The 24,987-nt window shown below is 41.4% G+C and carries 25 protein-coding genes; 4 read left to right on the forward strand and 21 right to left on the reverse strand.

Annotated elements, in window-relative coordinates:
• Positions 1–119: 119 nt before the first annotated feature.
• The 12 genes from ndk to trmJ all read right to left on the reverse strand — a co-directional run bounded on the left by ndk (position 120) and on the right by trmJ (position 9,996).
• Positions 120–551 carry a nucleoside-diphosphate kinase gene (ndk, locus tag VXS03_RS03320; RefSeq protein ID WP_327761951.1) on the reverse strand — a complete coding sequence of 144 codons (432 nt, stop codon included), beginning with the start codon at positions 549–551 and terminating at the stop codon, positions 120–122.
• A 77-nt stretch (positions 552–628) separates the two neighbouring features.
• On the reverse strand, positions 629–1,906 hold the full coding sequence (gene pepB / locus VXS03_RS03325; RefSeq protein WP_327761952.1) for an aminopeptidase PepB: 1,278 nt from the start codon (positions 1,904–1,906) through the stop codon (positions 629–631).
• Positions 1,907–2,036: 130 nt separating this feature from the next.
• Positions 2,037–3,320, reverse strand: coding sequence for an aminopeptidase PepB (pepB, locus tag VXS03_RS03330; protein WP_327761953.1), 1,284 nt, complete (start codon positions 3,318–3,320; stop codon positions 2,037–2,039).
• A gap of 146 nt (positions 3,321–3,466) precedes the next feature.
• Positions 3,467–3,664 carry a Fe-S cluster assembly protein IscX gene (gene iscX, locus VXS03_RS03335; RefSeq protein WP_327761954.1) on the reverse strand — a complete coding sequence of 66 codons (198 nt, stop codon included), beginning with the start codon at positions 3,662–3,664 and terminating at the stop codon, positions 3,467–3,469.
• A 125-nt stretch (positions 3,665–3,789) separates the two neighbouring features.
• Positions 3,790–4,128, reverse strand: coding sequence for an ISC system 2Fe-2S type ferredoxin (gene fdx, locus VXS03_RS03340; protein WP_080158914.1), 339 nt, complete (start codon positions 4,126–4,128; stop codon positions 3,790–3,792).
• Positions 4,129–4,130: 2 nt separating this feature from the next.
• Positions 4,131–5,984 (reverse strand): Fe-S protein assembly chaperone HscA, encoded by a 1,854-nt coding sequence (gene hscA, locus VXS03_RS03345; protein ID WP_327761955.1) that lies wholly within the window; start codon positions 5,982–5,984, stop codon positions 4,131–4,133.
• A gap of 32 nt (positions 5,985–6,016) precedes the next feature.
• A complete protein-coding gene (gene hscB, locus VXS03_RS03350) occupies positions 6,017–6,532 on the reverse strand; it encodes a co-chaperone HscB (protein ID WP_080158961.1) in 516 nt (171 codons plus the stop codon).
• Positions 6,533–6,620: 88 nt separating this feature from the next.
• On the reverse strand, positions 6,621–6,944 hold the full coding sequence (iscA, locus tag VXS03_RS03355) for an iron-sulfur cluster assembly protein IscA (protein WP_080158916.1): 324 nt from the start codon (positions 6,942–6,944) through the stop codon (positions 6,621–6,623).
• A 20-nt stretch (positions 6,945–6,964) separates the two neighbouring features.
• On the reverse strand, positions 6,965–7,351 hold the full coding sequence (gene iscU, locus VXS03_RS03360; RefSeq protein ID WP_045030777.1) for a Fe-S cluster assembly scaffold IscU: 387 nt from the start codon (positions 7,349–7,351) through the stop codon (positions 6,965–6,967).
• A gap of 33 nt (positions 7,352–7,384) precedes the next feature.
• Positions 7,385–8,599: an IscS subfamily cysteine desulfurase gene (locus VXS03_RS03365; RefSeq protein WP_327761957.1), complete on the reverse strand. Its 1,215-nt coding sequence runs from the start codon at positions 8,597–8,599 to the stop codon at positions 7,385–7,387.
• Positions 8,600–8,630: 31 nt separating this feature from the next.
• On the reverse strand, positions 8,631–9,146 hold the full coding sequence (gene iscR, locus VXS03_RS03370; protein WP_045037132.1) for a Fe-S cluster assembly transcriptional regulator IscR: 516 nt from the start codon (positions 9,144–9,146) through the stop codon (positions 8,631–8,633).
• A gap of 109 nt (positions 9,147–9,255) precedes the next feature.
• Positions 9,256–9,996 (reverse strand): tRNA (cytosine(32)/uridine(32)-2'-O)-methyltransferase TrmJ, encoded by a 741-nt coding sequence (gene trmJ, locus VXS03_RS03375; protein WP_327761958.1) that lies wholly within the window; start codon positions 9,994–9,996, stop codon positions 9,256–9,258.
• Between the two features lie 245 nt (positions 9,997–10,241).
• On the opposite strand from trmJ, the gene suhB reads away from it, so the two are divergent.
• On the forward strand, positions 10,242–11,042 hold the full coding sequence (gene suhB / locus VXS03_RS03380; protein ID WP_080158919.1) for an inositol-1-monophosphatase: 801 nt from the start codon (positions 10,242–10,244) through the stop codon (positions 11,040–11,042).
• Positions 11,043–11,362: 320 nt separating this feature from the next.
• Here the strand turns inward: suhB and secF are convergent, their stop codons facing one another.
• From secF to queA, 5 genes are all read right to left on the reverse strand, one after another.
• The gene (gene secF, locus VXS03_RS03385; RefSeq protein WP_080158920.1) at positions 11,363–12,310 is read right to left on the reverse strand and encodes a protein translocase subunit SecF; all 948 of its coding nucleotides are present in this window, start codon (positions 12,308–12,310) and stop codon (positions 11,363–11,365) included.
• Positions 12,311–12,322: 12 nt separating this feature from the next.
• A complete protein-coding gene (secD, locus tag VXS03_RS03390; protein WP_080158921.1) occupies positions 12,323–14,176 on the reverse strand; it encodes a protein translocase subunit SecD in 1,854 nt (617 codons plus the stop codon).
• 37 nt (positions 14,177–14,213) lie between these two features.
• Positions 14,214–14,552, reverse strand: a complete 339-nt coding sequence (gene yajC / locus VXS03_RS03395) for a preprotein translocase subunit YajC (protein WP_080158922.1) — start codon at positions 14,550–14,552, stop codon at positions 14,214–14,216.
• A 26-nt stretch (positions 14,553–14,578) separates the two neighbouring features.
• The gene (gene tgt / locus VXS03_RS03400) at positions 14,579–15,706 is read right to left on the reverse strand and encodes a tRNA guanosine(34) transglycosylase Tgt (protein WP_327761962.1); all 1,128 of its coding nucleotides are present in this window, start codon (positions 15,704–15,706) and stop codon (positions 14,579–14,581) included.
• Positions 15,707–16,001: 295 nt separating this feature from the next.
• Positions 16,002–17,054, reverse strand: a complete 1,053-nt coding sequence (gene queA, locus VXS03_RS03405) for a tRNA preQ1(34) S-adenosylmethionine ribosyltransferase-isomerase QueA (protein WP_327761964.1) — start codon at positions 17,052–17,054, stop codon at positions 16,002–16,004.
• 273 nt (positions 17,055–17,327) lie between these two features.
• Between queA and VXS03_RS03410 the strand changes: the two genes are divergently transcribed.
• Entirely contained in the window at positions 17,328–17,810 is a 483-nt protein-coding gene (locus VXS03_RS03410) for a CBS domain-containing protein (protein ID WP_327761965.1), read from the forward strand.
• A gap of 69 nt (positions 17,811–17,879) precedes the next feature.
• Here the strand turns inward: VXS03_RS03410 and aceA are convergent, their stop codons facing one another.
• The 3 genes from aceA to VXS03_RS03425 all read right to left on the reverse strand — a co-directional run bounded on the left by aceA (position 17,880) and on the right by VXS03_RS03425 (position 22,433).
• Positions 17,880–19,187, reverse strand: a complete 1,308-nt coding sequence (gene aceA / locus VXS03_RS03415; RefSeq protein WP_327761966.1) for an isocitrate lyase — start codon at positions 19,185–19,187, stop codon at positions 17,880–17,882.
• Between the two features lie 37 nt (positions 19,188–19,224).
• Positions 19,225–20,838 carry a malate synthase A gene (gene aceB, locus VXS03_RS03420; RefSeq protein ID WP_327761968.1) on the reverse strand — a complete coding sequence of 538 codons (1,614 nt, stop codon included), beginning with the start codon at positions 20,836–20,838 and terminating at the stop codon, positions 19,225–19,227.
• 692 nt (positions 20,839–21,530) lie between these two features.
• On the reverse strand, positions 21,531–22,433 hold the full coding sequence (locus VXS03_RS03425; protein WP_327761970.1) for a hydrogen peroxide-inducible genes activator: 903 nt from the start codon (positions 22,431–22,433) through the stop codon (positions 21,531–21,533).
• Between the two features lie 131 nt (positions 22,434–22,564).
• Here VXS03_RS03425 and VXS03_RS03430 point away from each other — a divergent pair, with 131 nt between their 5' ends.
• Together VXS03_RS03430 and VXS03_RS03435 are read left to right on the forward strand one after the other, a co-directional pair.
• Positions 22,565–23,173: a peroxiredoxin C gene (locus tag VXS03_RS03430; protein ID WP_080158929.1), complete on the forward strand. Its 609-nt coding sequence runs from the start codon at positions 22,565–22,567 to the stop codon at positions 23,171–23,173.
• 237 nt (positions 23,174–23,410) lie between these two features.
• A complete protein-coding gene (locus VXS03_RS03435) occupies positions 23,411–24,151 on the forward strand; it encodes a copper homeostasis protein CutC (protein ID WP_327761972.1) in 741 nt (246 codons plus the stop codon).
• Between the two features lie 120 nt (positions 24,152–24,271).
• Here the strand turns inward: VXS03_RS03435 and phoU are convergent, their stop codons facing one another.
• On the reverse strand, positions 24,272–24,979 hold the full coding sequence (gene phoU / locus VXS03_RS03440) for a phosphate signaling complex protein PhoU (protein ID WP_327761973.1): 708 nt from the start codon (positions 24,977–24,979) through the stop codon (positions 24,272–24,274).
• Positions 24,980–24,987: the final 8 nt, after the last annotated feature.

The following is a 24,987-nucleotide window of genomic DNA, read 5'->3' on the forward strand; positions in this document are numbered from 1 at the left end:
CACCCGTGCAATGTATGGTTATTTTAGTGGTAATAACAATCTTGATGCTTAAAATAATAAAGGGAAGCCTTAGCCTCCCTTTAGTGTTTGGTTTCGCTTATTTTTTCAGCAACTACTCATTACTCACTGCGTGGACATAACTCATCAGCGGCAAAGAAATAGCTAATCTCACGTTCAGCGGATATTGGACTATCTGAGCCATGAACGGAGTTATAACGTAAGCTAAGTGCAAAATCAGCACGAATAGTGCCACAAGCAGCTTCTTCTGGGTTCGTTTTACCCATCAATTCTCGATAACGAACAATCGCATTTTCCCCTTCAAGCACTTGCACCATCACAGGACCTGAAGTCATAAAATCAACTAATTCACCATAGAAAGGTTTGCCTTCATGTTCAGCATAAAACCCTTGAGCTTGAGTTTTTGTTAACTGCAACATTTTAGCAGCAACAATTTTTAAGCCTGCATTTTCGAAACGTTGATAAATAGCGCCAATTAAATTTCGTTTAACAGCATCCGGCTTTACGATTGAAAAAGTTTTTTCTATTGTCATTATTATAATTTCCTTTTGAGTCTAGTTGCCGTCCATTTACTTAGTGGTACTTAACACCATTGATAACTATCATTAACTTACAATAGTAACCCTGCAATATTTGCAATACCTAAGCCCGTCGCACCGACTGCCCAACGTGGATCGGCGCTATCACGATAACATGCAGCCAAATCAAAATGAATCCAACTGCAATTATTCGTATCGACAAAGCGCGATAAAAATCCTGCTGCATTAGATGCACCTCCCATACCCCCACCTTTTTGAACGCGGCTATTGGCGGTATCTGCAAATGCAGAAGGGCAGTAGCCTTGATGCCATTTTTCAAGAGGCAACGGCCATGCAGGTTCATTCACTAGCTCTGACAATTGTTGAGCACGAGTTAATAATGTTTTATCAAACCCAAAGATAGCATTGTAATCACTACCAACAGCCATCATTGCGGCACCGGTTAATGTTGCGGCATCAATAATTAGTGGTGCTTTAGTTGCCGACGCCATTAATAAGCCATCGGCAAGTACCAACCGCCCTTCAGCATCGGTATTTACAATTTCAACCGATACCCCATTGCTATACGTTAGCACATCGCCAAGTTTATAAGCATCGCCTGACACCATATTTTCAGCACAACAAAGAATAAGTTTGACCCGCTGCGTCAAACCTTGTGCAATGGCATACCCTAATGCAGCAGTAACTGTTGCAGCGCCCCCCATATCGCACTTCATACTGACCATGCCTGCGCTGGGTTTTAAGCTGTAACCGCCAGAATCAAAGGTGATCCCTTTACCTACCAAACAAGCACTAACAGGGGCATCAGGATCGGTAGTCGGGTTATAATCAACCGTTAATAATACTGGCGGGTGCTGACTGCCTCGACCAACACTGTGAATACCAATCCAACCATCAGCCAAAAGCTCATCACCAACAATCATCTGGGCATGAATATGTTCACCCCCAATTTCAGTCAAAAAGCTCACGGCTGCTGTTGCTAATTGTTGTGGATATAGCGTATCAGGACCGGTATTGATAAGTTTTCGAGCCCAATCATGGCTATGCCGACGCGCATTTAATAATTCAAGTTCATCTTCATCAATCGACGCCCATTTGATAGTGACGGTTTCCATTGTGGCGGCAAAACCACAATAAAAGGCCCATTGGCGTTCATAATTCCAACCGTTACCGCCTAAACTTACCGCTTCAACCCCTTGCGTTTGAATTTGTCTGCCTGCTTGTTGAATACGACGCAAACTAAAAGCGTCGTTATAATGCACTGTAACACTGTCAGTTTGATAGCTAATTAAAGCATTACCCCCCCAAGGAGCACCTGCAGGTAAGTCAGATAAATTTACTGTCAACATAATCGATAACCTCTTGTTTTATTTATAGTCTATATTTTTAAATTGACGTAATTTAAATATAAAAAAAGCCCTCTTAGACGATTTTAACGAGAAAAAATCATTAAGAAGGCTTACTACTGCATAATCTATATTATTGAGCGAGAATACGTGCCAAGGTTTTTACTCCCATACCCGTCGCGCCTGCTGCCCATTGATCATTACCACTCTTACGATAAGTACCACTAGCATCAATATGCATCCAACCTTGCTGGTAATCTTCAACAAAATAAGATAAAAATGCCGCGGCTGTACTGGCTCCAGGCATAAAATCACCACCAGAGATATTGGCAAGATCGGCAAAGTTAGATGGCAACATTTTACGGTGAATTTCAGCTAATGGTAATGGCCACATACCTTCACCTTCATGTTCTGCCGCCGTTAATGCATGACGAGATAGCACCGGATCAAAACTTAATAACGCATGGTAGTCATTACCTAACGCCATTTTTGCAGAACCCGTTAACGTTGCACAATCAATGATCAACTCAGGATGTTGGCTATTGGCATACATAAGTCCATCAGCTAATACCAATCGTCCTTCAGCATCAGTATTTAGCACTTCAACCGTCTTACCATTTTTATATTTAATGATATCGCCAAGTTTTAATGCTCGACCCGAAATCATGTTTTCAGCGCAACATAAAACTAATTTAATCCGCTTATTAAGCCCGCGCGCCATTGCTAATGCTAGCCCACCTGTTGCTAATGCTGCGCCGCCCATATCAGCCTTCATTGCCGTCATACCCGCAGAAGGCTTAATGCTATAACCACCGGAATCAAAGGTAATACCTTTACCTACTACACAGGCAAAAACAGGCGCATCAGCATCACCCGTTGGATTGTAATCTAAGCGTAGCATTGCTGGACGGTGATCAGAGCCACGACCAACAGCATGAATACCATTCCAACCTTCATCTAATAAGTCGTTACCTTTCACAATTTTATAAGTTACATGTTCGGGTGCTAATGACTTAATAAACTCACCAGCACGCGCAGCTAATTGTGAAGGCGCAACAACATCAGCGGGTTGATTGATAATATCGCACACCCAATTAGTGGTTTTAATTCGCGCTTGCAATTCGGCTTCATCAGCTTTATTTAATAACTCCCAAGTTACCGAATTATCCATCTTTGGATTACGATAGCCTTGTAAAAATGCCCAAATTGCATCTAAGCCCCATGCCATGCCGATTAGATTAACCGCTTTAATGCCTTGCGCATCAAACCGACGACCAGCACGTTGAATATCGCCCAACAAATCATGGGTCGACACATGAATCACGCTACCTTCTGCACCAAAACTAATTAATGCATTTGTTCCCCATTGCGACCCTGCCGCTTGATGAGAAAGACTCACAGACATTATGGTAGACATTGATAAGCTCCTTGATAAATACCACACAGCCAAAGTAATTCAATAAAACTAATTACTGCGTCATTGTTATACTATTTTTATAACCAATAAGACTATGCCCATCCCCTTTGAGAGGCAACAATAAACAGGCTTTTTAGTGGTTCCAATTATTGTTCGTCAATCCAACACATCTGTACGGCTTCTAATATTTTTTCATTACAATGGTCAATGTCATCGTCAAACCCATCAAGGGCGACGATCCAGTCTCTTAAATCAGTAAACCGCACTTGGGTTGGATCAACCTCTGGGTATAGCTCAATCAGTTCAATAGCAATGTCACGTGAATCAATCCATTGTAAACTCATAATAAATCCTCATTTTTTGAATACAATTAACAAATTAACTTAACTATCACTTAAATAAATAGCCATAAGCCTAATCAACAGCTAAAAAAATAGGCCACCATCATGGTGACCTATCTTCATGTCAATTATTGAGCTTCAGAAGCAAGATTGACGGTATAGCGTGGAATATCAACCACTAAATCTTCATCTGCCACTCGAGCCTGGCAACTTAAACGAGATTCAGGCTCAAGTCCCCATGCCTTATCAAGCATGTCATCTTCCAGTTCATCACTCTCTTTAAGAGAATCAAACCCTTCACGAACAACAACATGACAAGTGGTACACGCACAAGATTTTTCACACGCATGCTCAATTTCAATACCATTGCGCAATGCAACATCTAGGATCGTTTCGCCTGATTGCGCTTCTAAAATAGCGCCTTCTGGACAATGTTCTTCATTCGGTAAAATTATAATCTTAGGCATGCCTAAACCTCATCAATAGACTGACCAGCGAGCGCTTGACGAATAGATTGATCCATTCGACGTGACGCAAACTCTTGGCTGGCCTTATCTGTTTTCTTAATTCCAGCTTCAATTGTACGAGCGTCGCCACTCTGACGTAATTGAACCAGTTCCATCATTACAGTTTCTAACTCTTCACGTTCTTGAGTCGTTAACAACGTATCGCCATCTGTAGCCAGAGCAGCAATCAGTCCTTCAAGAACACGATCGGCTTCTACCTGTTGTTCCGCTAATGCACGTGCATCTTTGTCATCTTGAGCAAATGTCATTGAATCTCGTAACATGGTAGCAATTTCATCATCGGACAAGCCGTAAGATGGCTTCACTTGAATAGAAGATTGCACACCACTACTTTTTTCCATTGCCGTTACCGACAATAAGCCATCAGCATCGACCTGATAAGTCACTCGAATGTGCGCAGCACCTGCCGCCATGGGTGGAATACCGCGTAAAGTAAATCGGGCTAATGAACGACAATCGCTCACCATCTCACGTTCACCTTGAACAATATGAACCGACATTGCTGTTTGACCATCTTTAAAGGTGGTAAATTCTTGTGCGCGAGCAACTGGCAACGTGGTATTACGCGGAATAATCTTCTCAACCATACCGCCCATGGTCTCAATACCCAGCGATAGTGGAATCACATCAAGCAATAACATGTCGGCATCGGGCTTATTACCCACCAAAATATCAGCCTGAATCGCAGCACCAATAGCAACCACTTGATCAGGGTCAATCGAGGTTAGTGGTGTTTTACCAAAAAAGTTACCCACTAATTGACGCACTAATGGCACACGAGTTGAGCCACCAACCATGACGGTTTCAATCACATCATCAATAGTGATATCTGCATCTTTTAATGCACGACGACAGGCAAGTAAGGTTTTCTTTATCAATGGCGTAATTAAATCATCAAATTGTTCACGAGTGATATCACCCTGCCAACCTAATACATTAATAGTCACGCTATCAGCATCACTTAATGCTACTTTCGCTTGTTGAGCTGCATCTTGTAATTCACGACGTTGCTGAGGCGTAAGTGTTTCACCTAATTGCGCTTGAAGTAAAATCCAATCCGCAAGCAACTGATCAAAATCATCTCCGCCTAATGCAGAATCACCACCCGTAGCTAAGACTTCAAACACGCCTTTAGACAGGCGTAAAATTGAAATATCAAAGGTACCACCACCAAGATCATACACCGCAATCACGCCTTCTTGACCGGAATCGAGGCCATATGCAATTGCTGCTGCTGTTGGTTCATTAAGTAAGCGCAAAACATTGAGATTAGCTAACTTAGCGGCATCTTTGGTGCCTGCACGCTGCGCATCATCAAAATAAGCAGGAACGGTAATCACCACCCCTTCAAGATCACCACCTAAACTTTCAACTGCACGCTGACTTAATGATTTTAAAATTTCAGCGGATACCTGAACTGGGTTCATCGTTCCTTGACGAGTCACAAGTTGCGGTAATCCATTCGCTGATGCCGTAAATTGATAAGGCAACTGAGGATAACGCTGCTCAATATCAACCAATGAGCGTCCCATTAAACGTTTTACCGATAGGATAGTATTCGCAGGATCGCGTTGTGCATAAGCACGTGCGGCGTCCCCCGTTACCACATGTTCTTCAGCATAATGCACTACTGATGGTAATATTGAACGCCCTTCAGCATCTTTCAATGTTTCAGCAACACCGCTACGAACGGTTGCAACTAATGAGTTTGTCGTCCCTAAATCAATACCAACCGCCAATTTCTGTTGATGCGGTGCTGCACTTTGACCGGGTTCGGAAATCTGTAAAAATGCCATTATCGTTCCTGTCTAAATAACGCAAGTGCTGATTAGTCGAATAATGATTCTTCAAGACGTTCGACTTCATCACGCAACTTAACAATAAACTTTAACTTACGTACTGCATCTGCAGCTTCAAACCAATTTTCTTGACTCAATAAACACGTTAATTTATCCAACTGTGCCTTATACATAGCTGTTGCCTGTTGTTCAAAATCAAACAAAGCAGCTTCAGGATCGGTTGAATCAGAAATAACTTCCAGCGCTTCACGTAGTTCCATTTGCTGCATCAAGAAATCCATATCTTGCAGCGTCTTTTGCTCACCACGAATATCTTCATCGCGTTCAGCAAGCATATATTCAGCACGGGAAACAGGATTTTTGAGCGTTTGAAAAGCATCATTAATCTGAGCCGCTTTTTGTACCGACAATAATCGATCACGTTCAGATGCAGTAGCAAAGTTGTCAGGATGGAATCGACGTTGTAATTCGCGGAATTGTGTTGCCAGTAAACCGCCATCAACATCAAATTGAAACGGTAATCCAAATAATTCGAAATGATTCATAATCGCAGCCATATATAAAAAATAAACCTGACAACTCACTCACCATAATGGCGGCCAGCAGCCAGGTTTAATAAAACACTATGAGCAATTATACGTTGAAGCTTTCACCACAACCACATTCGCTTGATACGTTAGGGTTGTTAAATTGAAAGCCTTCATTTAGGCCTTCTTTGGCAAAATCAAGCTCAGTACCATCAAGGTAGACCATGCTTTTTGCATCAACGATAATTTTTACACCTTGCTCTTCAAAGACCTGATCCCCTTCGTCAAGTTCATCGACGAACTCAAGGATATACGCCATACCCGAACACCCTGAAGTGCGAACGCCGAGGCGTAAACCAATGCCTTTGCCTCGGTTAGCTAAAAAAGTCGATACGCGACTAGCTGCCGCTTCAGTGATAGTAATGGCCATACTTCTTCAAACCTCAGAAATTATTTTTGTTCGTGTTTCTTTTTATAATCGCTAACTGCTGCTTTAATTGCATCTTCTGCAAGAATTGAACAGTGAACCTTAACCGGCGGTAACTCAAGTTCTTCTGCAATCGCAGAGTTCTTAATTGATGCAGCTTCGTCTAATGTCTTACCTTTCACCCATTCAGTGATCAGTGAGCTTGATGCGATAGCAGAACCACAACCGTAAGTTTTAAATTTTGCATCTTCAATGATGCCATCTTCAGTTACTTTGATCTGAAGTTTCATTACATCGCCACAGGCTGGTGCACCCACCATACCGCTACCAATGCTTTTATCGTCGTTATCAAATGAACCCACGTTACGCGGATTTTCATAATGATCGATGACTTTTTCACTATATGCCATGATAAATTTCCTCGAATAATGCCTAACCGCAGATTAGTGGTGTGCCCACTCAACTGTATTTAAATCAATGCCATCTTTGAACATATCCCAAAGAGGTGACATTGCGCGTAACTTATCTACTGCTTGTTTAATTTGAACAACAGCATAGTCAATTTCTTCAGCGGTAGTAAAACGACCAAAAGAGAAACGGATTGAACTATGCGCTAGTTCATCATTAAGGCCTAATGCACGTAGTACATATGATGGCTCTAAGCTTGCAGAAGTACATGCAGAACCTGATGATACAGCAAGATCTTTCAATGCCATTAGCAATGACTCGCCTTCAACAAACGCAAAACTGATATTCAGGTTGTTAGGAATACGGTGTTCTACATCACCATTGATTGACATTTCTTCAATGCCTTCAAGGCCTTTTAGTAGACGCTCACGCATCTCAACTGCGTGTTGGTAATCTTGCGCCATCTCAAGCTTAGCAATACGGAAAGCTTCACCCATACCCACAATTTGGTGAGTAGGTAAAGTACCAGAACGAAAACCACGTTCATGACCGCCACCGTGCATTTGCGCTTCGAGACGAATACGAGGTTTACGACGCACATACAGTGCACCAATACCTTTAGGACCGTAAATTTTGTGGGCAGAGAATGAAATTAGATCAACTTTCGTTGTTTGTACATCAATCGGCAGTTTACCTGCTGATTGGGCGGCATCAACATGGAAAATAGTCTTATTTTCACGACAAATTTCACCAATCGCTGCAATGTCTTGAATAACACCAATTTCATTATTCACATGCATAATAGAAACCAGCACAGTATCTTCACGCATTGCGTCGCGTAGTTTAGCCAAATCAATAAGACCATTTGACTCAGGCTCAAGGTATGTTACCTCATAACCTTCACGCTCTAATTGACGACATGGGTCAAGAACCGCTTTGTGCTCAGTTTTGCATGTAATGATGTGCTTACCTTTCTTGTTGTAGAAATGTGCAGCACCTTTTATTGCAAGGTTATCAGACTCTGTAGCACCTGAAGTAAATACGATTTCACGCGGATCAGCATTCACTAACTCAGCAATATACTCACGAGCAGCATCAACTGCTTCTTCCGCTTGCCAGCCATAACGGTGTGAACGTGACGCTGGGTTACCAAACGTACCATCCATAGTTAAACACTGAACCATTTTCTCAGCAACACGAGGATCTACCGGGCAAGTTGCAGAGTAATCAAAATATATTGGCAGTTTCATTTTCTTCTCCGAAAACACGAACGTCTGGTCTCTAGGAGCGGACATCGACACCGATAGGGGCACTGTCGTGTGATTTTTTATTTGCAAATGATGGTTGGTTATTACTGCGTAGGATCACATCCTGACGATCGGCAATAACTTGTACATCATTATCCTTCATCAACTCACCAAGAGTGATGTTATTTAAAAATCCGCTGATACGATCACTTAAATCATGCCATAGAGTGTGAGTTAAACAACGCACTCCGCCTTGACATCCGCCTTTCCCTTGGCACTTAGTTGCATCAACTGATTCATCAACCGCAGCGATAACCATACCAACAGCGATATTGCTAGCATCTTCACCCAAGCGGTAACCACCACCAGGACCACGGACACTTGTTACCAAGCCCGCTTTTCGAAGACGCGAAAATAATTGTTCTAGGTAGGACAGTGAGATCCCTTGACGTTCTGAAATATCAGCCAACGGTACTGGTCCATTATGTGAGTGCAATGCTACATCTAACATTGCAGTCACCGCATATCTTCCTTTTGAGGTCAACTTCATAACATGGCTACCTACTTGAATGTATACAAGCAGTCTCCCATACCTGACTATTTTAGTCAAGTATTTAACCTACTAAAACAATAGGTCTTTCGCTATATTGCGACCAAGATTACTTGTTGTTCTTCTCTAAGGTTTCAATCGTTTTTTCTACTGACGATAAAATACCACGTAAAATGTTTAACTCTTGTTGCTCAGGGCGAGCGCGAGTAAACATACGGCGTAATTTTACCATTACCATGCCAGGGTGATTTTTATTAATAAATCGCGTTTGGCTAGTGACTTTTTCTAGATGCTGGTAAAAACGTTCAAGTTCCTCAGCACGTGGATATTCATCAACAACAGGTGCTGATTGATGCTTTGTCGCATCAAGATATGCCATACGAACTTCATAAGTCACTGTTTGTACTGCCATTGCTAAGTTTAGCGAGCTATATTCAGGGTTAGCTGGAATATAAACATGGCAATGACACTTTTGTAATTCTTCGTTGGTCAAGCCGATACGCTCACGACCAAATAAAATAGCTACCGGATGCTGTTCTGATTCAGCAACCACTTTTATGCCATTTTCACGCGGATCTAATTGTGGCCATTCCAAGGTACGAGAACGCGCACTAGAACCAACAACTAGTCCGCAATCTGCAACGGCTTCATCTAATGTTTTTACAATCTTAGCGTTCTCAACTACATCTGCAGCGCCAGCCGCTAAAGCAATTGTATGACTATCAATTTCGCATGCAGGATCAACAAGAACAAGATTCGTTAATCCCATTACTTTCATTGCGCGAGCTGCAGAACCAATATTTCCAGGATGTGACGTGCCGATGAGGACAACGCGAATTTTATCTAACATGATGTCGCTATATTCCAGTCTAATTTAACGCTCAGAGATAGTAGCACAGCCATCACAAAAATGAAGAAAACATGTTTATTTGATGAACGTTATTACCTATTACTTCCATCAAAAAATAAAATACAGTCTTTTTCATTTTATTCCACATCGACTAACGTCGAAAAAATAACCACTTCCTTTTTTTTATAGCTCTGTTATACTCGCCGCCGCTTTTTATGTTCTTTAACATCCGTTGGGAAAATCCTATGCATCCGATGCTTAATATTGCCATTCGCGCTGTGCGAAAGGCTGGTGACCATGTCATTAAATCTCTAGAAAAACCTCAATCTATTGAGGTTGCTAATAAAGGTAATGATGTTGTTACCAATATCGATCATGAAGCAGAAGCTATCATCATCGAGACAATCCTAAAATCTTACCCTGATCACTGCATCATCGCAGCTGAGTCTGGTACGAAAGAAGGACGTGACAAAGAGTGTCAGTGGATTATTGACCCAGTGGATGGCACCAAGAACTTCGTTCGTGGTTATCCTCACTATGCAGTTTCTATCGCTCTACGCATGCGTGGCCGTACAGAAGTTGCAGCCGTTTACGACCCAGCTCGTAACGAACTATTCACAGCTACTCGTGGTGCAGGCGCGCAACTTAACAGCCTACGTCTACGTGCATCACAACCTCGTGATCTAACGGGTACTGTATTAGCAACAGGTCTTCCTTTTGCCGCTAAGCAACACGCTGAAAGCTACCTAAAAATCCAAAATGCTTTATTTGTAGAATGTGATGACATGCGTCAATCAGGTTGTACTGCATTGGATCTTTGTTACCTAGCTGCTGGCCGTGTTGATGGCGTATTCAAACTAGGCCAAAAGCCTTGGGAACTTGCTGCTGGTGAATTAATCGCGCGTGAAGCTGGTGCTATCTGTGCTGACTTTACGGGTAACACTAACTACCTAACGACTGGCAACATTGTTGCTGGTAACGCACGTGTAGTTAAGCCAATGCTAGCTAAAATCCGTGAACTCGGTAGCGAAGCATTGACTAAGTAATCATTGATTACTACCTGTTAATAAAAACGCCCCGCTGATATCCACCAGCGGGGCGTTTTTGTTTCTATTATATTTATTTCTATTACTACTTGTATCTAACACTGCCAACCTCGGCTTTATTGCCCCATTCTTACTCTCCTATCACAAATACTCGTGATACTCACACATTACTTCGGCAACCTTTTTACCTAAACCATTGACTCAAAAACTCTTTTATTCATAGTGTTATTACAAAAATCCTTATTTGTCATATAAAAAAACGGAGCCCAAAGACTCCGTCTAGATAGATAGTTATTACAACATCTATTTATGCGTTACCGTTAAGGCATGGCATCCAGTTCTTCACCTTCTTTATCTATCGGCGTCGGCATTAAGTGCTCTCGAGTAATACCCAATTTAAGCGCTAACGCAGATGCTACATAGATTGAAGAGTAAGTACCAACCGTGATACCAATTAATAAGGCTAAGGCAAAACCTTGAATCATTGCGCCGCCTTTTAAGAACAAGGCAATCACAACAAACAAAGTAGTACTGGACGTAATTAATGTTCGACTTAATGTTTGAGAAAGTGAACAGTTCATAATTTCTTCAGCGGTTTGCTTACGCATCTTACGGAAGTTTTCTCGAATACGGTCAAACACCACGATAGTATCGTTAAGTGAGTAACCCACTACGGTTAGCAATGCAGCCACAATAGTTAAATCAACTTCAATTTGTAATATCGAAAAAATACCAACCGTAATAATAATGTCGTGTGCTAACGACAATACTGCACCAGCAGCTAAACGCCATTCAAAACGCACAGAGACATAAAGCAGAATACACAGCAATGCGATAAGAATCGCCAAGCCACCGGCTTCAGCTAATTCATCACCCACATTAGGGCCGACAAATTCTACACGGCGCATTTCAACTTGTTGACCGGTACCGGTTTTTAAAGCATCAATGATCTGGTTCCCCAGAATCTCACCTTTAATACCTTCACGGGGCTGTAAGCGCACCATCACATCACGCGCAGTACCAAAGTTCTGCACAATCGCATCGCCAAAACCTGACTTTGCTAGTGAATCACGAATTAACGGTAAATCCGCAGGGTTTTGAAAGCTAACTTCAATTAGCGTACCGCCAGTAAAGTCTAAGCCCCAATTTAACCCTTTGGTTGATATTGTCGCTATAGAAGCTGTAATCATCATTAGCGAAAAAATAAACGCTAATTTTGACCAACGCATAAAGTCAGTAACTTTATCGGTATTCAATAATTGTTTCATTTATGCGCCCTCCTAAATTGACAACTTATCTACGCGTTTGCCGCCGTAGATTAAGTTAACCACAGCACGAGTACCGATAATTGCCGTAAACATCGAGGTTAAAATACCGATCGATAGTGTCACTGCAAAGCCTTTAATTGCCCCCGTACCAACAGCAAATAAAATAATCGCTGTCATTAAGGTGGTGATATTGGCATCTGCAATGGTACTAAACGCATTACCGTAACCTTGTTGAATTGCTTGTTGCGGGCTGCGTCCATCACGTAACTCTTCACGAATACGTTCAAAAATAAGCACGTTAGCATCAACCGCCATACCAACTGTTAATACAATACCGGCAATACCTGGCAAGGTCATGGTTGCCCCTGGAATCATTGACATAACACCAATAATTAACACCAAGTTCATCATCAATGCGAGATTAGCAATCAAACCAAAACCACGGTAATACAATAAGGTAAATAGCATTACAGCGACCATACCCCAGATACACGCCTGAATACCCATATCAATATTCTGTTGACCCATAGATGGACCAATGGTGCGCTCTTCAACAATGGATATCGGTGCAATCAACGCACCTGCACGTAATAACAATGCAAGGTTGTGTGCTTCTGGCTGTGAATCAATGCCTGTAATACGGAAGTTACGTCCAAGTGCCGTTTGAATGGTCGCTTGGTTGATCACTTCTTCGTGCTTTTCAAGAATGACTTTACCTTCAGAAGTACGATTACCGCTGTCTTTATACTCAGTAAATACAGTCGCCATTAATTTGCCGACATTATTACGTGAGAACGCCGTCATTTTGCTACCGCCTTCGGTATCAAGTGAAATATTCACTTGAGGACGTCCATATTCATCAGCACTTGATGTTGCATCAGTAATATGAGAACCCGCTAAAATAACGCGCTTTTTCAATACAGCAGGACGACCATCACGGGTCATCTTCACTTCACTACCCGCAGGAACTCGTCCTGCAGCGGCAGCCGCAAGATCGGCACTACTATCAACTTCACGGAACTCAAGTGTTGCAGTAGCGCCTAAGATTTCTTTTGCGCGCGCAGTATCTTGAACGCCTGGTAACTCAACCACAATACGGTTAGCACCTTGACGCTGTACTAATGGTTCAGCTACGCCTAATTCATTAACACGGTTACGTAAAATCGTAATATTTTGATCAACAGCATAATTACGAATTTCTTGAAGACGCGCTTCAGAGAAACTAGCGATTAATACAAAACGTCCTTTCGCTTCACTTTCAGTAAAGATCATATCGGGATGAAGAGGCTCTAATACCGCTTTTGCTTGCTCAAGTTGAGCGGCATCGCGTAAACGCACAGAAACCGTTTCTTTACTTTTATCAATGGCACGATAACGAATTTTATCTTGGCGTAGTTCAGTTCTGAATGTTTCTTCTTGCTGACCTAATAGTTTTTCCATCGCCGCATCCATATCCACTTCCATAAGGAAATGAACACCACCACGTAGGTCTAAACCGAGCTTCATTGGTGTAGCACCAATAGCTTCTAACCAAGAGGGGGTTGATGGCGCGAGGTTAAGAGCAACAATATAGTTGTCGCCTAACTCACTATTAAGAATATCGCGGGCACTAATTTGGGTATCAGTATCTTGAAAACGGACCAATACAGAGCCTTTTTCAAATACAACTGACTTATAGGGGATATTGTTCTTTTTTAAATCTTCGGTGACAGTATCCAGAGCGTTCATAGTAACTGAGGCGCCACGCGCCCCAGTTATTTGAATCGCTGGATCTTCACCGTATACGTTGGGAAGTGCATAAAGCAAACCTATAATTAGTGCGAACAACACTAACAAGTTCTTCCACAGAGGGTATCGGTTAAGCACTGCTATGATCCTTCAAAGCGAATGTTTTTTTATAGTCTTATAAAGACTTCATTGTGCCTTTTGGCAAAACGGCTGTGATGAAGTCTTTTTTGATAGTAACTTCAGTGTTGTCGTTTAGCGCAATAACAATGTAATCACTTTCAGATGAAGACTTAGTAATGCGACCTAAAAGACCACCGTTTGTCATTACTTCATCGCCTTTACTCATCGAGCTCATTAGCGTTTTATGTTCTTTAACACGCTTAGCTTGTGGACGGTAAATCATGAAGTAAAAAATGACAGCAAACAGACCCAGCATAATGAATAACTGGTACGGTGAACCACCTTGAGCAGCACCTTCAGTTGCGGCATGTGCTTGAGAGATAAAAAAGCTCATTTATAACGTCCTCGGTTTATTATGATTTATACAATTTGTAATGGTGGAACTTCACGGTCACGACGCGCGTAGAATTCTTCTACAAACGCATCGAAACGATCTTCTTCAATCGACTTACGAATACTTGCCATCAAACGCTGGTAGTAACGTAGGTTGTGAATTGTATTTAAGCGCGCACCTAGAATTTCATTACATTTGTCTAGGTGATATAGATACGCTTTTGAGTAATGACGACAAGTGTAACAGTCACACTCAGGATCTAGTGGTGTTGTATCTGTTTTATGTTTCGCATTACGGATCTTGATCACACCGCCAGTCACAAACAAGTGTGCATTTCGTGCATTTCGCGTTGGCATTACACAGTCAAACATGTCGATACCGCGACGTACGCCTTCAACAAGATCTTCAGGCTTGCCTACACCCATAAGGTAGCGCGGCTTGTCTTGCGGTAATTTTGGACAAGTATGCTCAAGAATACGGTGCATATCTTCTTTTGGCTCACCAACAGCCAAACCGCCTACAGCATAGCCGTCAAAACCAATATTCGTTAGGCCTTCAACAGAAACATCACGCAAATCTTCATATACGCCACCTTGTACGATACCAAATAGCGCATTTGGATTTTCTAGCTTATCGAAATGATTACGACTACGTTGAGCCCAACGAAGTGACATTTCCATCGACTTTTTAGCTTCATCGTGGGTTGCTGGGTATGGCGTACACTCGTCGAAAATCATTACGATATCAGAGCCTAAGTCATACTGAATTTCCATCGACTTTTCTGCATCCATGAAAATCTTGTCACCGTTTACAGGGTTACGGAAATGTACACCCTCTTCAGTGATTTTACGCAGTGCACCAAGACTAAATACTTGGAAACCGCCTGAATCGGTTAAGATTGGACCTTTCCATTGCATAAAGTCATGCAAATCACCGTGCATCTTCATCACTTCTTGTCCAGGACGTAGCCACAAGTGGAACGTATTACCTAGAATGATTTGTGCACCTGTGTCTTCAACTTCTTCAGGTGTCATACCTTTAACGGTACCGTAAGTACCTACAGGCATAAATGCAGGGGTTTCAACCGTACCGCGTTCAAACTGCAAACGACCGCGACGTGCACGACCCTGAGTTTTATCTAATTCAAATTTCACAAGACCTCCAAAAGCCAGAGAAACAATCTGACAGATTCCCATTACGGGATTAAGCCCCACAGGCGATTGCCTGATCAGCCACAAAAATAATGGTCGTTAATAACGGCCATTGTCACTCTCAACATTAGTGTTATCGTAAGTAAGCATAACGACAAAGTGGAGCGCTAAAGTATTTATTGTGTTGTAAATGCTACATAAATGAATCTATCGTATGAAGCAGAGACAACAAAGGCTGCAATTGTAACAAAAAGCAGCCTAAATACTTAATTTTTAATAAGTGTTAACGTAATCAATATCACACATTTTTACGGGTAATAAACATCGAGTCGCCATAACTAAAGAAACGATATTGATTAGCCACTGCTTGATGATAAGCATTCATGGTGTACTCATAACTAGCAAATGCACTCACAAGCATAATCAATGTTGATTCAGGCAAATGGAAATTAGTAATTAATACATCCACCAACTGGAACTGATACCCAGGGAAAATAAAGATTTCAGTATCCCCAAAGAAGGGTTTTAACTCAGTACCATTTTTAATCGCATCTTGTGCTGCACTTTCTAGTGAGCGTACAGAGGTAGTACCTACAGCAATGACACGACCACCATTAGCACGAGTTTCATTAACCGCAGTAACCACTTCTTGTGGCACTTCTACATACTCAGAGTGCATGTGGTGATCATTAATATCATCAACACGTACAGGCTGGAACGTTCCGGCACCAACATGCAATGTTACAAAAGCAAAATTAACACCTTTCGCTTTAAGATCAGCCATTAACTTATCGTCAAAGTGTAGGCCCGCAGTAGGTGCAGCAACCGCGCCTGGTTTTGCATTATAAACCGTTTGATAACGCTCTTTATCTGCATCTTCGTCAGGGCGATCAATGTACGGTGGTAATGGCATATGCCCCACCGCATCTAAAATCTCTAATACTGTTTTATCGCTGTTAAAACGAATTTCAAATAGTGCATCATGACGAGCGACCATTTCAGCAGAAAACTCACCATTTTCACCTAATAACAATTCGTTACCAGGCTTTGGTGGTTTAGATGCGCGCACATGAGCAAGAATGGATTTATCATCCAGCATTCGCTCAACTAACACTTCAATTTTACCACCAGACGCTTTATGACCATACATACGCGCAGGAATAACACGGGTATTGTTAAAAACCAATAAATCCCCAGCCTCAACCAGATCTAACACATCTTTAAAACCTTTATGTGCTAATTCACCAGTATTGCCAGTCATATGTAGCAAACGACTTGCGGTACGTTCAGGTTGTGGGTAGCGAGCAATTAGCTCATCTGGTAACTCAAAATCAAAATCAGAAACTTGCATCGTAATACGCCTTAAATAACAGCAAGCGGGCATTATACTTAACTCCACCAAAGATGCGAAACTCAGAAGCAATTAAAGCGTAGATTCCATAACAAAAACGCCATTGCCTAAGTTAATCAGGCATGACTCACGCATAAAATATAACGTTTAATCATTGGTGATATTTGAAATTTATGACCACTGTCATGGGATAATCTTCCATAATTCGCTACATTCAAAAGAGTAGATTACGAAATAATATCTTCGCTAGTAGATAACAGACGGGAGGTTTCTATGTTTACTGTTGCCGATATGATGACCCTAAAACCGCACACATTATCACGTAATGACACTTTATCTGATGCCAAAGAGATGATGCAAACCCTGTCTATTCGCCATATACCCATAACTGATCATAGCCATCATTTACTGGGATTAATTTCGCAACGGGATGTACTTGCAGCTCAAGATTCTAATTTAAAATCCGTTATTGTCAGTCACTCTCATTCCCCACTAGATGTGTTGCTTGAGCATTGCATGAACCGTAATATTTTCAGTGTTGATAGTCACGCAGGACTTAAAGAAGCCGCACTGTATATGCAAAAACATCAAATTGGCTGCTTACCTGTACTTGAAAATAAACAACTGGTGGGAATTATTACCAACAGTGATTTTGTCGCAATTGCGGTAACATTATTAGAAATGCAAGATGAAGTGGATCCTATCGAGCCGGAACAAGATCACCTTGAAGGTGACGATCTACTGCGTCAGCTGTAATTTTCTGATATGCCTAAAAAAGGGAGCACCATGCTCCCCTCGATAGTTCAATCGCTATATAAAATACGCTTATTTAAACTGTTCTTCTTCCGTTGATCCAGTCAATGCGGTTACTGACGAATTACCACCTTGAATGGTATTGGTCATGGTATCAAAGTAACCCGTACCCACTTCTTGTTGATGGGCTACAAAGGTGTAGCCTTTATTCGCCGCTTCAAACTCAGGACGCTGCACTTTTTCAACATAATGACGCATACCTTCGCCTTGCGCATAAGCATGTGCTAATTCAAACATGTTAAACCACATATTATGAATACCTGCGAGCGTAATAAACTGGTACTTATAACCCATGTCCGCTAATTCTTGTTGGAATTTAGCGATGGTTTCAGCATCAAGGTTCTTTTCCCAATTAAATGACGGTGAACAGTTGTAGGCTAATAACTGTTCAGGATATTGCTCATGAATAGCTTCGGCAAATTTACGTGCTTCTTCTAAACATGGTTTGGCCGTTTCACACCAAATTAAATCCGCATAAGGTGCATACGCAAGACCGCGTGAAATAGCCTGATCAATCCCTGCACGAACACGATAAAAGCCTTCAGCAGAGCGATCACCGATAATAAAATCTTTATCGTATGAATCACAATCTGACGTCAACAGATCCGCCGCATTAGCATCAGTACGAGCAATAACCAAGGTTGTCGTTCCAGCAACATCGGCCGCTAAACGTGCCGCCACTAATTTTTGTACCGCTTCTTGAGTGGGAACTAAAACCTTGCCGCCCATATGACCACATTTTTTCACTGACGCTAATTGGTCTTCAAAGTGAACCCCAGCAGCACCCGCTTCAATCATGTTACGCATTAATTCATAAGCATTGAGCACACCGCCAAATCCAGCTTCTGCATCAGCAACAATCGGCAAGAAATAATCGACACCGTCTGCTGGTGAACCACCATTAGACCATTGAATTTGATCAGCACGACGGAAAGAGTTATTGATACGCTTCACCACCGCAGGCACAGAATCTACTGGATATAACGACTGATCAGGGTACATGGCAGACGCTGTATTATTATCCGCAGCAACTTGCCAGCCAGATAAATAAATTGCTTCAATACCAGCTTTTGCCTGCTGTACCGCTTGTCCACCCGTTAAAGCACCTAAACAGTTAACATAACCTTTTTTAGCACTACCATTAACTAATTCCCATAATTTATCAGCACCGCGTTGAGCGATGGTATTTTCAGGAATAAATGAACCACGAAGATTAACGACTTCTTCTGCGGTGTAAGTACGCTTAACGTGTTTCCAGCGTGGGTTTTCAGCCCAATCTTGTTCTAGGGCAGCAATTTGTTGTTGGCGAGTTAATGTCATAATAATATCCCTCTAGTCAATTGGCAGTAATCCGTTATTACACTAAATAGTCATAACCTTTTAAGGTTAAAAAGTTATCTAATTCATCACTGGTTGCTAAGTGCGACATTAAATAGGTTGCCTCGTCAAAGCGCCCAGTTTCAATCCGCTCTTGGCCTAACTCTTGCTGTAAGACCTGCATTTCTTCAGTCAACATTTGCGCAAATAAGGCTTTAGTTACCACTTGACCATTGGATAACGTTTTTCCATGTTTTATCCATTGCCAAATTGACGCTCGAGCAATTTCTGCCGTTGCTGCATCTTCCATCAAGCCATAAATAGGCACACAACCATTGCCTGAGATCCACGCTTCAATATATTGCACAGCCACACGAATATTATGTCGCATTCCCGCTTCTGTTCGTTCGCCATCACAAGGGGCTAATAATTCAGCCGCAGTAATTGGCACGTCCTCTTCACGGCTGACATTTAATTGATTGATACGCTGATCGAGCACTTCATCAAAAATAGCGCGCGCAGTATCCGCTAGCCCTGGATGAGCAACCCAAGTACCATCGTGGCCATTATTCGCTTCCAGCGCTTTATCAGTTTGAATCTTATTTAACACCCATGCTTGTTGTTTGGGATCTTTCGCTGGAATAAAGGCGGCCATTCCCCCCATTGCTAATGCACCGCGACGATGACAAGTACGAACTAATAACCGTGAATAGGCGTTAAGAAATGGTTTTTCCATGGTCACCACTTGGCGATCAGGCAAAATACGCTCAGGGAAATTACGTAAGGTTTTTATATAACTAAAGATATAATCCCAACGGCCACAATTCAGCCCAACGATATGCTCTTTAAGATTAAATAAGATTTCATCCATCTCAAATGCGGCGGGTAAGGTTTCAATCAATACGGTTGCTTTAATGGTGCCGCGTGTTAAACCAAATTCATCTTCAGTAAAACTAAACACATCACTCCACCACGCCGCTTCTCTAAAACTTTGTAGTTTAGGTAAATAGAAATAAGGACCACTGCCTTTGGCTAATAATGCTTGGTGGTTCAAATAAAAATACAACGCAAAATCAAGTAATGCACCAGGGATCGGCAGCCCGTTCCAAAAGATGTTTTTTTCAACTAAATGCAGACCACGGACACGACAAATTAATACAGCAGGATCATCATCAAGTTGATACAGTTTACCCGTTTGAGGATGGGTATAATTGATGGTGCCATTAACGGCATCACGCAAATTTTGATGACCATCAAGAATCGCATTCCATGATGGTGAAAAAGAATCTTCAAAATCTGCCATAAATACTTTTACATTAGCATTTAATGCATTGATCACCATTTTACGATCAACCGGACCGGTAATTTCGACACGACGATCTTGTAAATCATGTGGAATATTTTGTATTTTCCACTCTGATTCTCTAATAGCGTGAGTCTCAGGTAAAAAATCGGGAAGTTGACCACGATCAATCGCTAATTGCTGCAATTCGCGGGCCTCTAACAATAACGGTACTCGCTCAGCAAATCGTTCAACTAACCGTGCAATAAAGGATAATGCATCTGCAGTTAAAATCTGTTGTTGCTGTTCCGTCAGAGGTTGCTGCAGTAATAACTGAGAATGAGCATTGGCTTGAATGGCTGTATCTGTCATATTGCACCTCCAGCATGTAACTTAATCACTACTTTTATCAATAACAAAAGCAATGACTCCCTGTTGAATTATTCTAAGCACTTATTTACGTTGCCGTAACCTGCGTCAGAATGCAAATAACACCGATTTCACCCAACCTAGAGCAAAAAAACAAAAACAAATATATTCAACAGGTTACAAATAAAGCATACCTGTGCAATATACTTAATTCATAAAAATCTTAGCAATTAACTCGGAATTTGGGTTTTTGCGTAAACAATGCTTTTTTGTGGCTAGTTACGTAATTAAATTACAAAGCATGGCGCAATAGCGATTATTTAAAAAAGTGTTTTAAACAAAGAGCAGAATTTATATTAAATATAACCGCATGATTAATATAATTATTAGTTTAAATGAAAGCCAAAAATAAAATAAGCGAAAGTCATAAGAACTAAAATAAATATTCGCTTAGTTTGTAGAGAGAAATAAATTTAACCAACAAAACAGTAACTTATAGATAACTCACTCGATAATATAATATTTTAGTTATTATTAGAAAGTTGCTATTTTCAACTAAAAACAGCCCCAAATAGCTATAGTAGAATACAACCCCAATAAAAAAGCCTGAACAACGATAATAACGCCAAAAATAATAGTGTGCGTTATTCATCATTACTTCAGGCATTTTATGTCATTATCATAATAAAGAAGGCTTACAATAAACTTTTAACGATATCGCCTAACTTATCAAACGTTGCTATACGGCTTGATGTTGGTCGCCATACTAAGCCAATTTCACGGTAAGCATCTTGACCGGGCGGTTCAATAACCACTAAATTTTGATTTTCTAAAATTCCATGATTTATTGCCATTTGTGGAATAAACGTCGTTCCCAAGCCATTGGCAACCATTTGTACCACAGTATGTAAACTCGTTGCCGTAAAGGGATTAATTTTCTCTTTCGCCGTCAATTGACATGCAGATACGGCATGTTCAGTTAAGCAATGTTCTTTTTCTAATAAGAACACGGATTTATCGGGTAAATCAGCATAATGCAATGGCATCGTCACAGAATCTGCTTGGTGCTTACTGATCACCATCTTAAACGCATCCCGCCCAACCACTTTACTTGCCATTCCGTTAATATCGACGGGTAACGCTAAAATTAACACATCCATTTCGCCATGTTGCAGCGCGGCTAATAAATTGGTAGTGGTATCTTCTCGCAATAATAAATTCAATTTAGGGTATAACGCATTCACCTGCTGCACTAAACCACACAACAAAAATGGAGCAATAGTAGGAATACAGCCAACCCGTAATGGGCCTTCCATACCATCACCACAACAACGAGAAAGCTCTACCAAGTCGCGACTGCACGCCAATAATTCACGTGCTCTATCAACCACCTGCTCACCCATAGACGTAAAAACCAAGGTTTTCGCTTTGGTATCACGCTCAACAAGGTGACAATCGAGTAAGTCTTCAAGATTTTGAATACCAGAACTTAATGTCGACTGGCTCACAAAACACCGTTTAGCTGCTTCGCCAAAATGGTGTGTTTCCGATAGAGTAACTAAATAATGTAGCTGTTTAAGTGATGGAAATTTATTCATCGTATTTTTCGATTACTTTAATCTGTTTATTCCGCTTTTTTCAATTTAACAGTTTAGCTATAGTTTGTCTCGTCCAAGTATGGAGCCCGCCTAAAAAGGTTGGCAACCCCCAATATTTAAGGAGCACCAAAATGGTACTAGTAGGTCGTCAAGCACCAGATTTTACTGCTGCAGCGGTTCTAGGTAACGGCGAAATCGTTGATACTTTCAACTTTGCAGAATTTACTAAAGGTAAAAAAGCAGTAGTTTTCTTTTACCCACTAGACTTTACTTTCGTATGCCCATCAGAGCTTATTGCTTTTGATAAACGCTTTGAAGATTTCCAAGCGAAAGGCGTAGAAATTATTGGTGTTTCAATTGATTCACAGTTCTCACACAACGCATGGCGTAACACTGCTATTGAAGATGGCGGTATCGGTCAAGTTAAATACCCGCTAGTTGCTGATATTAAGCACGAAATCTGTAAAGCTTACGATGTTGAGCATCCAGAAGCTGGTGTTGCTTTCCGTGGTTCTTTCCTTATCGATGAAGACGGCATGGTTCGTCACCAAGTAATTAACGATCTACCACTAGGTCGTAACATCGATGAAATGCTACGTATGGTTGATGCATTGAACTTCCACCAGAAGCATGGCGAAGTATGTCCAGCTCAGTGGGAAGAAGGTAAAGCAGGTATGGACGCATCACCAAAAGGTGTAGCGGACTACCTATCTGAGCACACTGCAGATCTAGGTAAGTAATTACCTGCTAACACCACGCTCACGGTGTTATAAATTGCATTAGTGCTACATAGAGCCAAAGTCAGCTCAAATAAAAATAGAATGAGGCCCGGAATATACCGGGCCCTTTTTTTATCTCGAATTTACCCCGTTATTTCATTTTCAACCAACCGCACATTATCAATCACAGCTATTCGCCCCCTCAGCAATAATCTTCTACACTAAATACCCTCTTAAACACCATACTGTTAATAAATCATGACTATTCAACTTGAAGTGTGTATCGATAATCTTGAATCTCTCCATAATGCGCAACAAGCAGGTGCAACCCGTATTGAACTTTGCTCATCGCTAGCATTGGGTGGACTAACACCTAGCGCCGGATTTATGCAGGCTGCAGCTAAATATGCCACCATTCCGGTTTACGCGATGATTCGCCCGCGCCAAGGTGATTTTTTATTCAGTAATGAAGATGTTGAAGTCATGCTGGCAGATATTTTTGCGGCTAAAAAAGCAGGATTACAAGGGGTCGTTGTCGGTGTATTAACCGCACAGGGCTTAGTGGATAACACTATTCTTACGAGTCTCGTTAAACAAGCTCAGGGAATGGGGATTACCTTTCATCGCGCGATTGATCAATGTGTTGAGCCAATGGCTGCACTTGATACGATTATGGCGGCTGGCTGTGAACGGATTCTTACTTCTGGTTTACAAGCCAATGCTTATGACGGTATTGGTATGATTAACCAAATGCACCAATACTGTGGCAATCGCTTAAAAATTATGGCGGGTGCGGGCGTCAATAGTCATAACGTCCGTGACATCATTGCTCGAACAGGCATCAACGAGATCCACCTTTCGGGTAAAACCACCCGTCCAAGTCATATGATTACAGTAGCAAAACAAGCACATATGGGCAGTGCAGACATTGACGATTTCGCGATTCCAATCACAGGTGTCGAAAATATAGCGGCAGTGGTGGCTCAACTTAAGCTGTAATGATCATTACTATTACAAACAAAAAAAGGGACATATCATCTTATTTAAGATCATTCCGTCCCTTTTATTTTCCGATATAGCTTAATTTTAGTATTGCCACCACATAAGCCATAATTATTGCTAAAGTATATTTTTAATATCTTCAGGATTTGTGTGGCGAATATCTTTGCCTTGTACAAAATAGATAATATATTCACAAATATTTTGGCAGCGATCCCCTACCCGTTCAATCGAACGCGCAGCCCACATTACCTTCATCACATTCGGTATTGAATTAGGATCTTCCATCATATAAGTCATTAATTGCCGTATGATCGCTTCATATTCACGATCAATACGATCATCCTCTTGATATACTTCAATCGCCGCTTTTACATCCATTCGTGCAAATGCATCTAAAGTTTCATGCAACATTCGCACCGCGTGTTGCCCTAACGACTCCAGTGAAACTAATAAGTTATATTGCTTATTGGTGAAATTTTCCGATGCCACTTTTGCAATACTTTCAGCAACATCACCAATACGCTCTAAATCAGTAATGGTTTTAATAATAGCAATCACTAACCGTAAATCACTGGCTGTCGGTTGCCGCTTGGCAATGATACGCGTGCAAGCTTCGTCAATGGCCACTTCCATCGCATTAACTTTATGATCGTCTCTAATCACCCGCTTGGCTAATTCTTCATTTTGTTTATGTAATGCTTTTAAGCTATCGGCTAACTGCTGTTCAACCAAGCCACCCATGGCTAACACATGGGTGCGAATGCTTTCCAATTCATGATTGAACTGACCAGAAATATGACGACCAAGGCTAATTGTATTTAACATGTTGTTGT

It is taken from the genome of Photobacterium sp. S4TG1, assembly GCF_036040035.1.
Taxonomy (GTDB): Bacteria; Pseudomonadota; Gammaproteobacteria; order Enterobacterales; family Vibrionaceae; genus Photobacterium.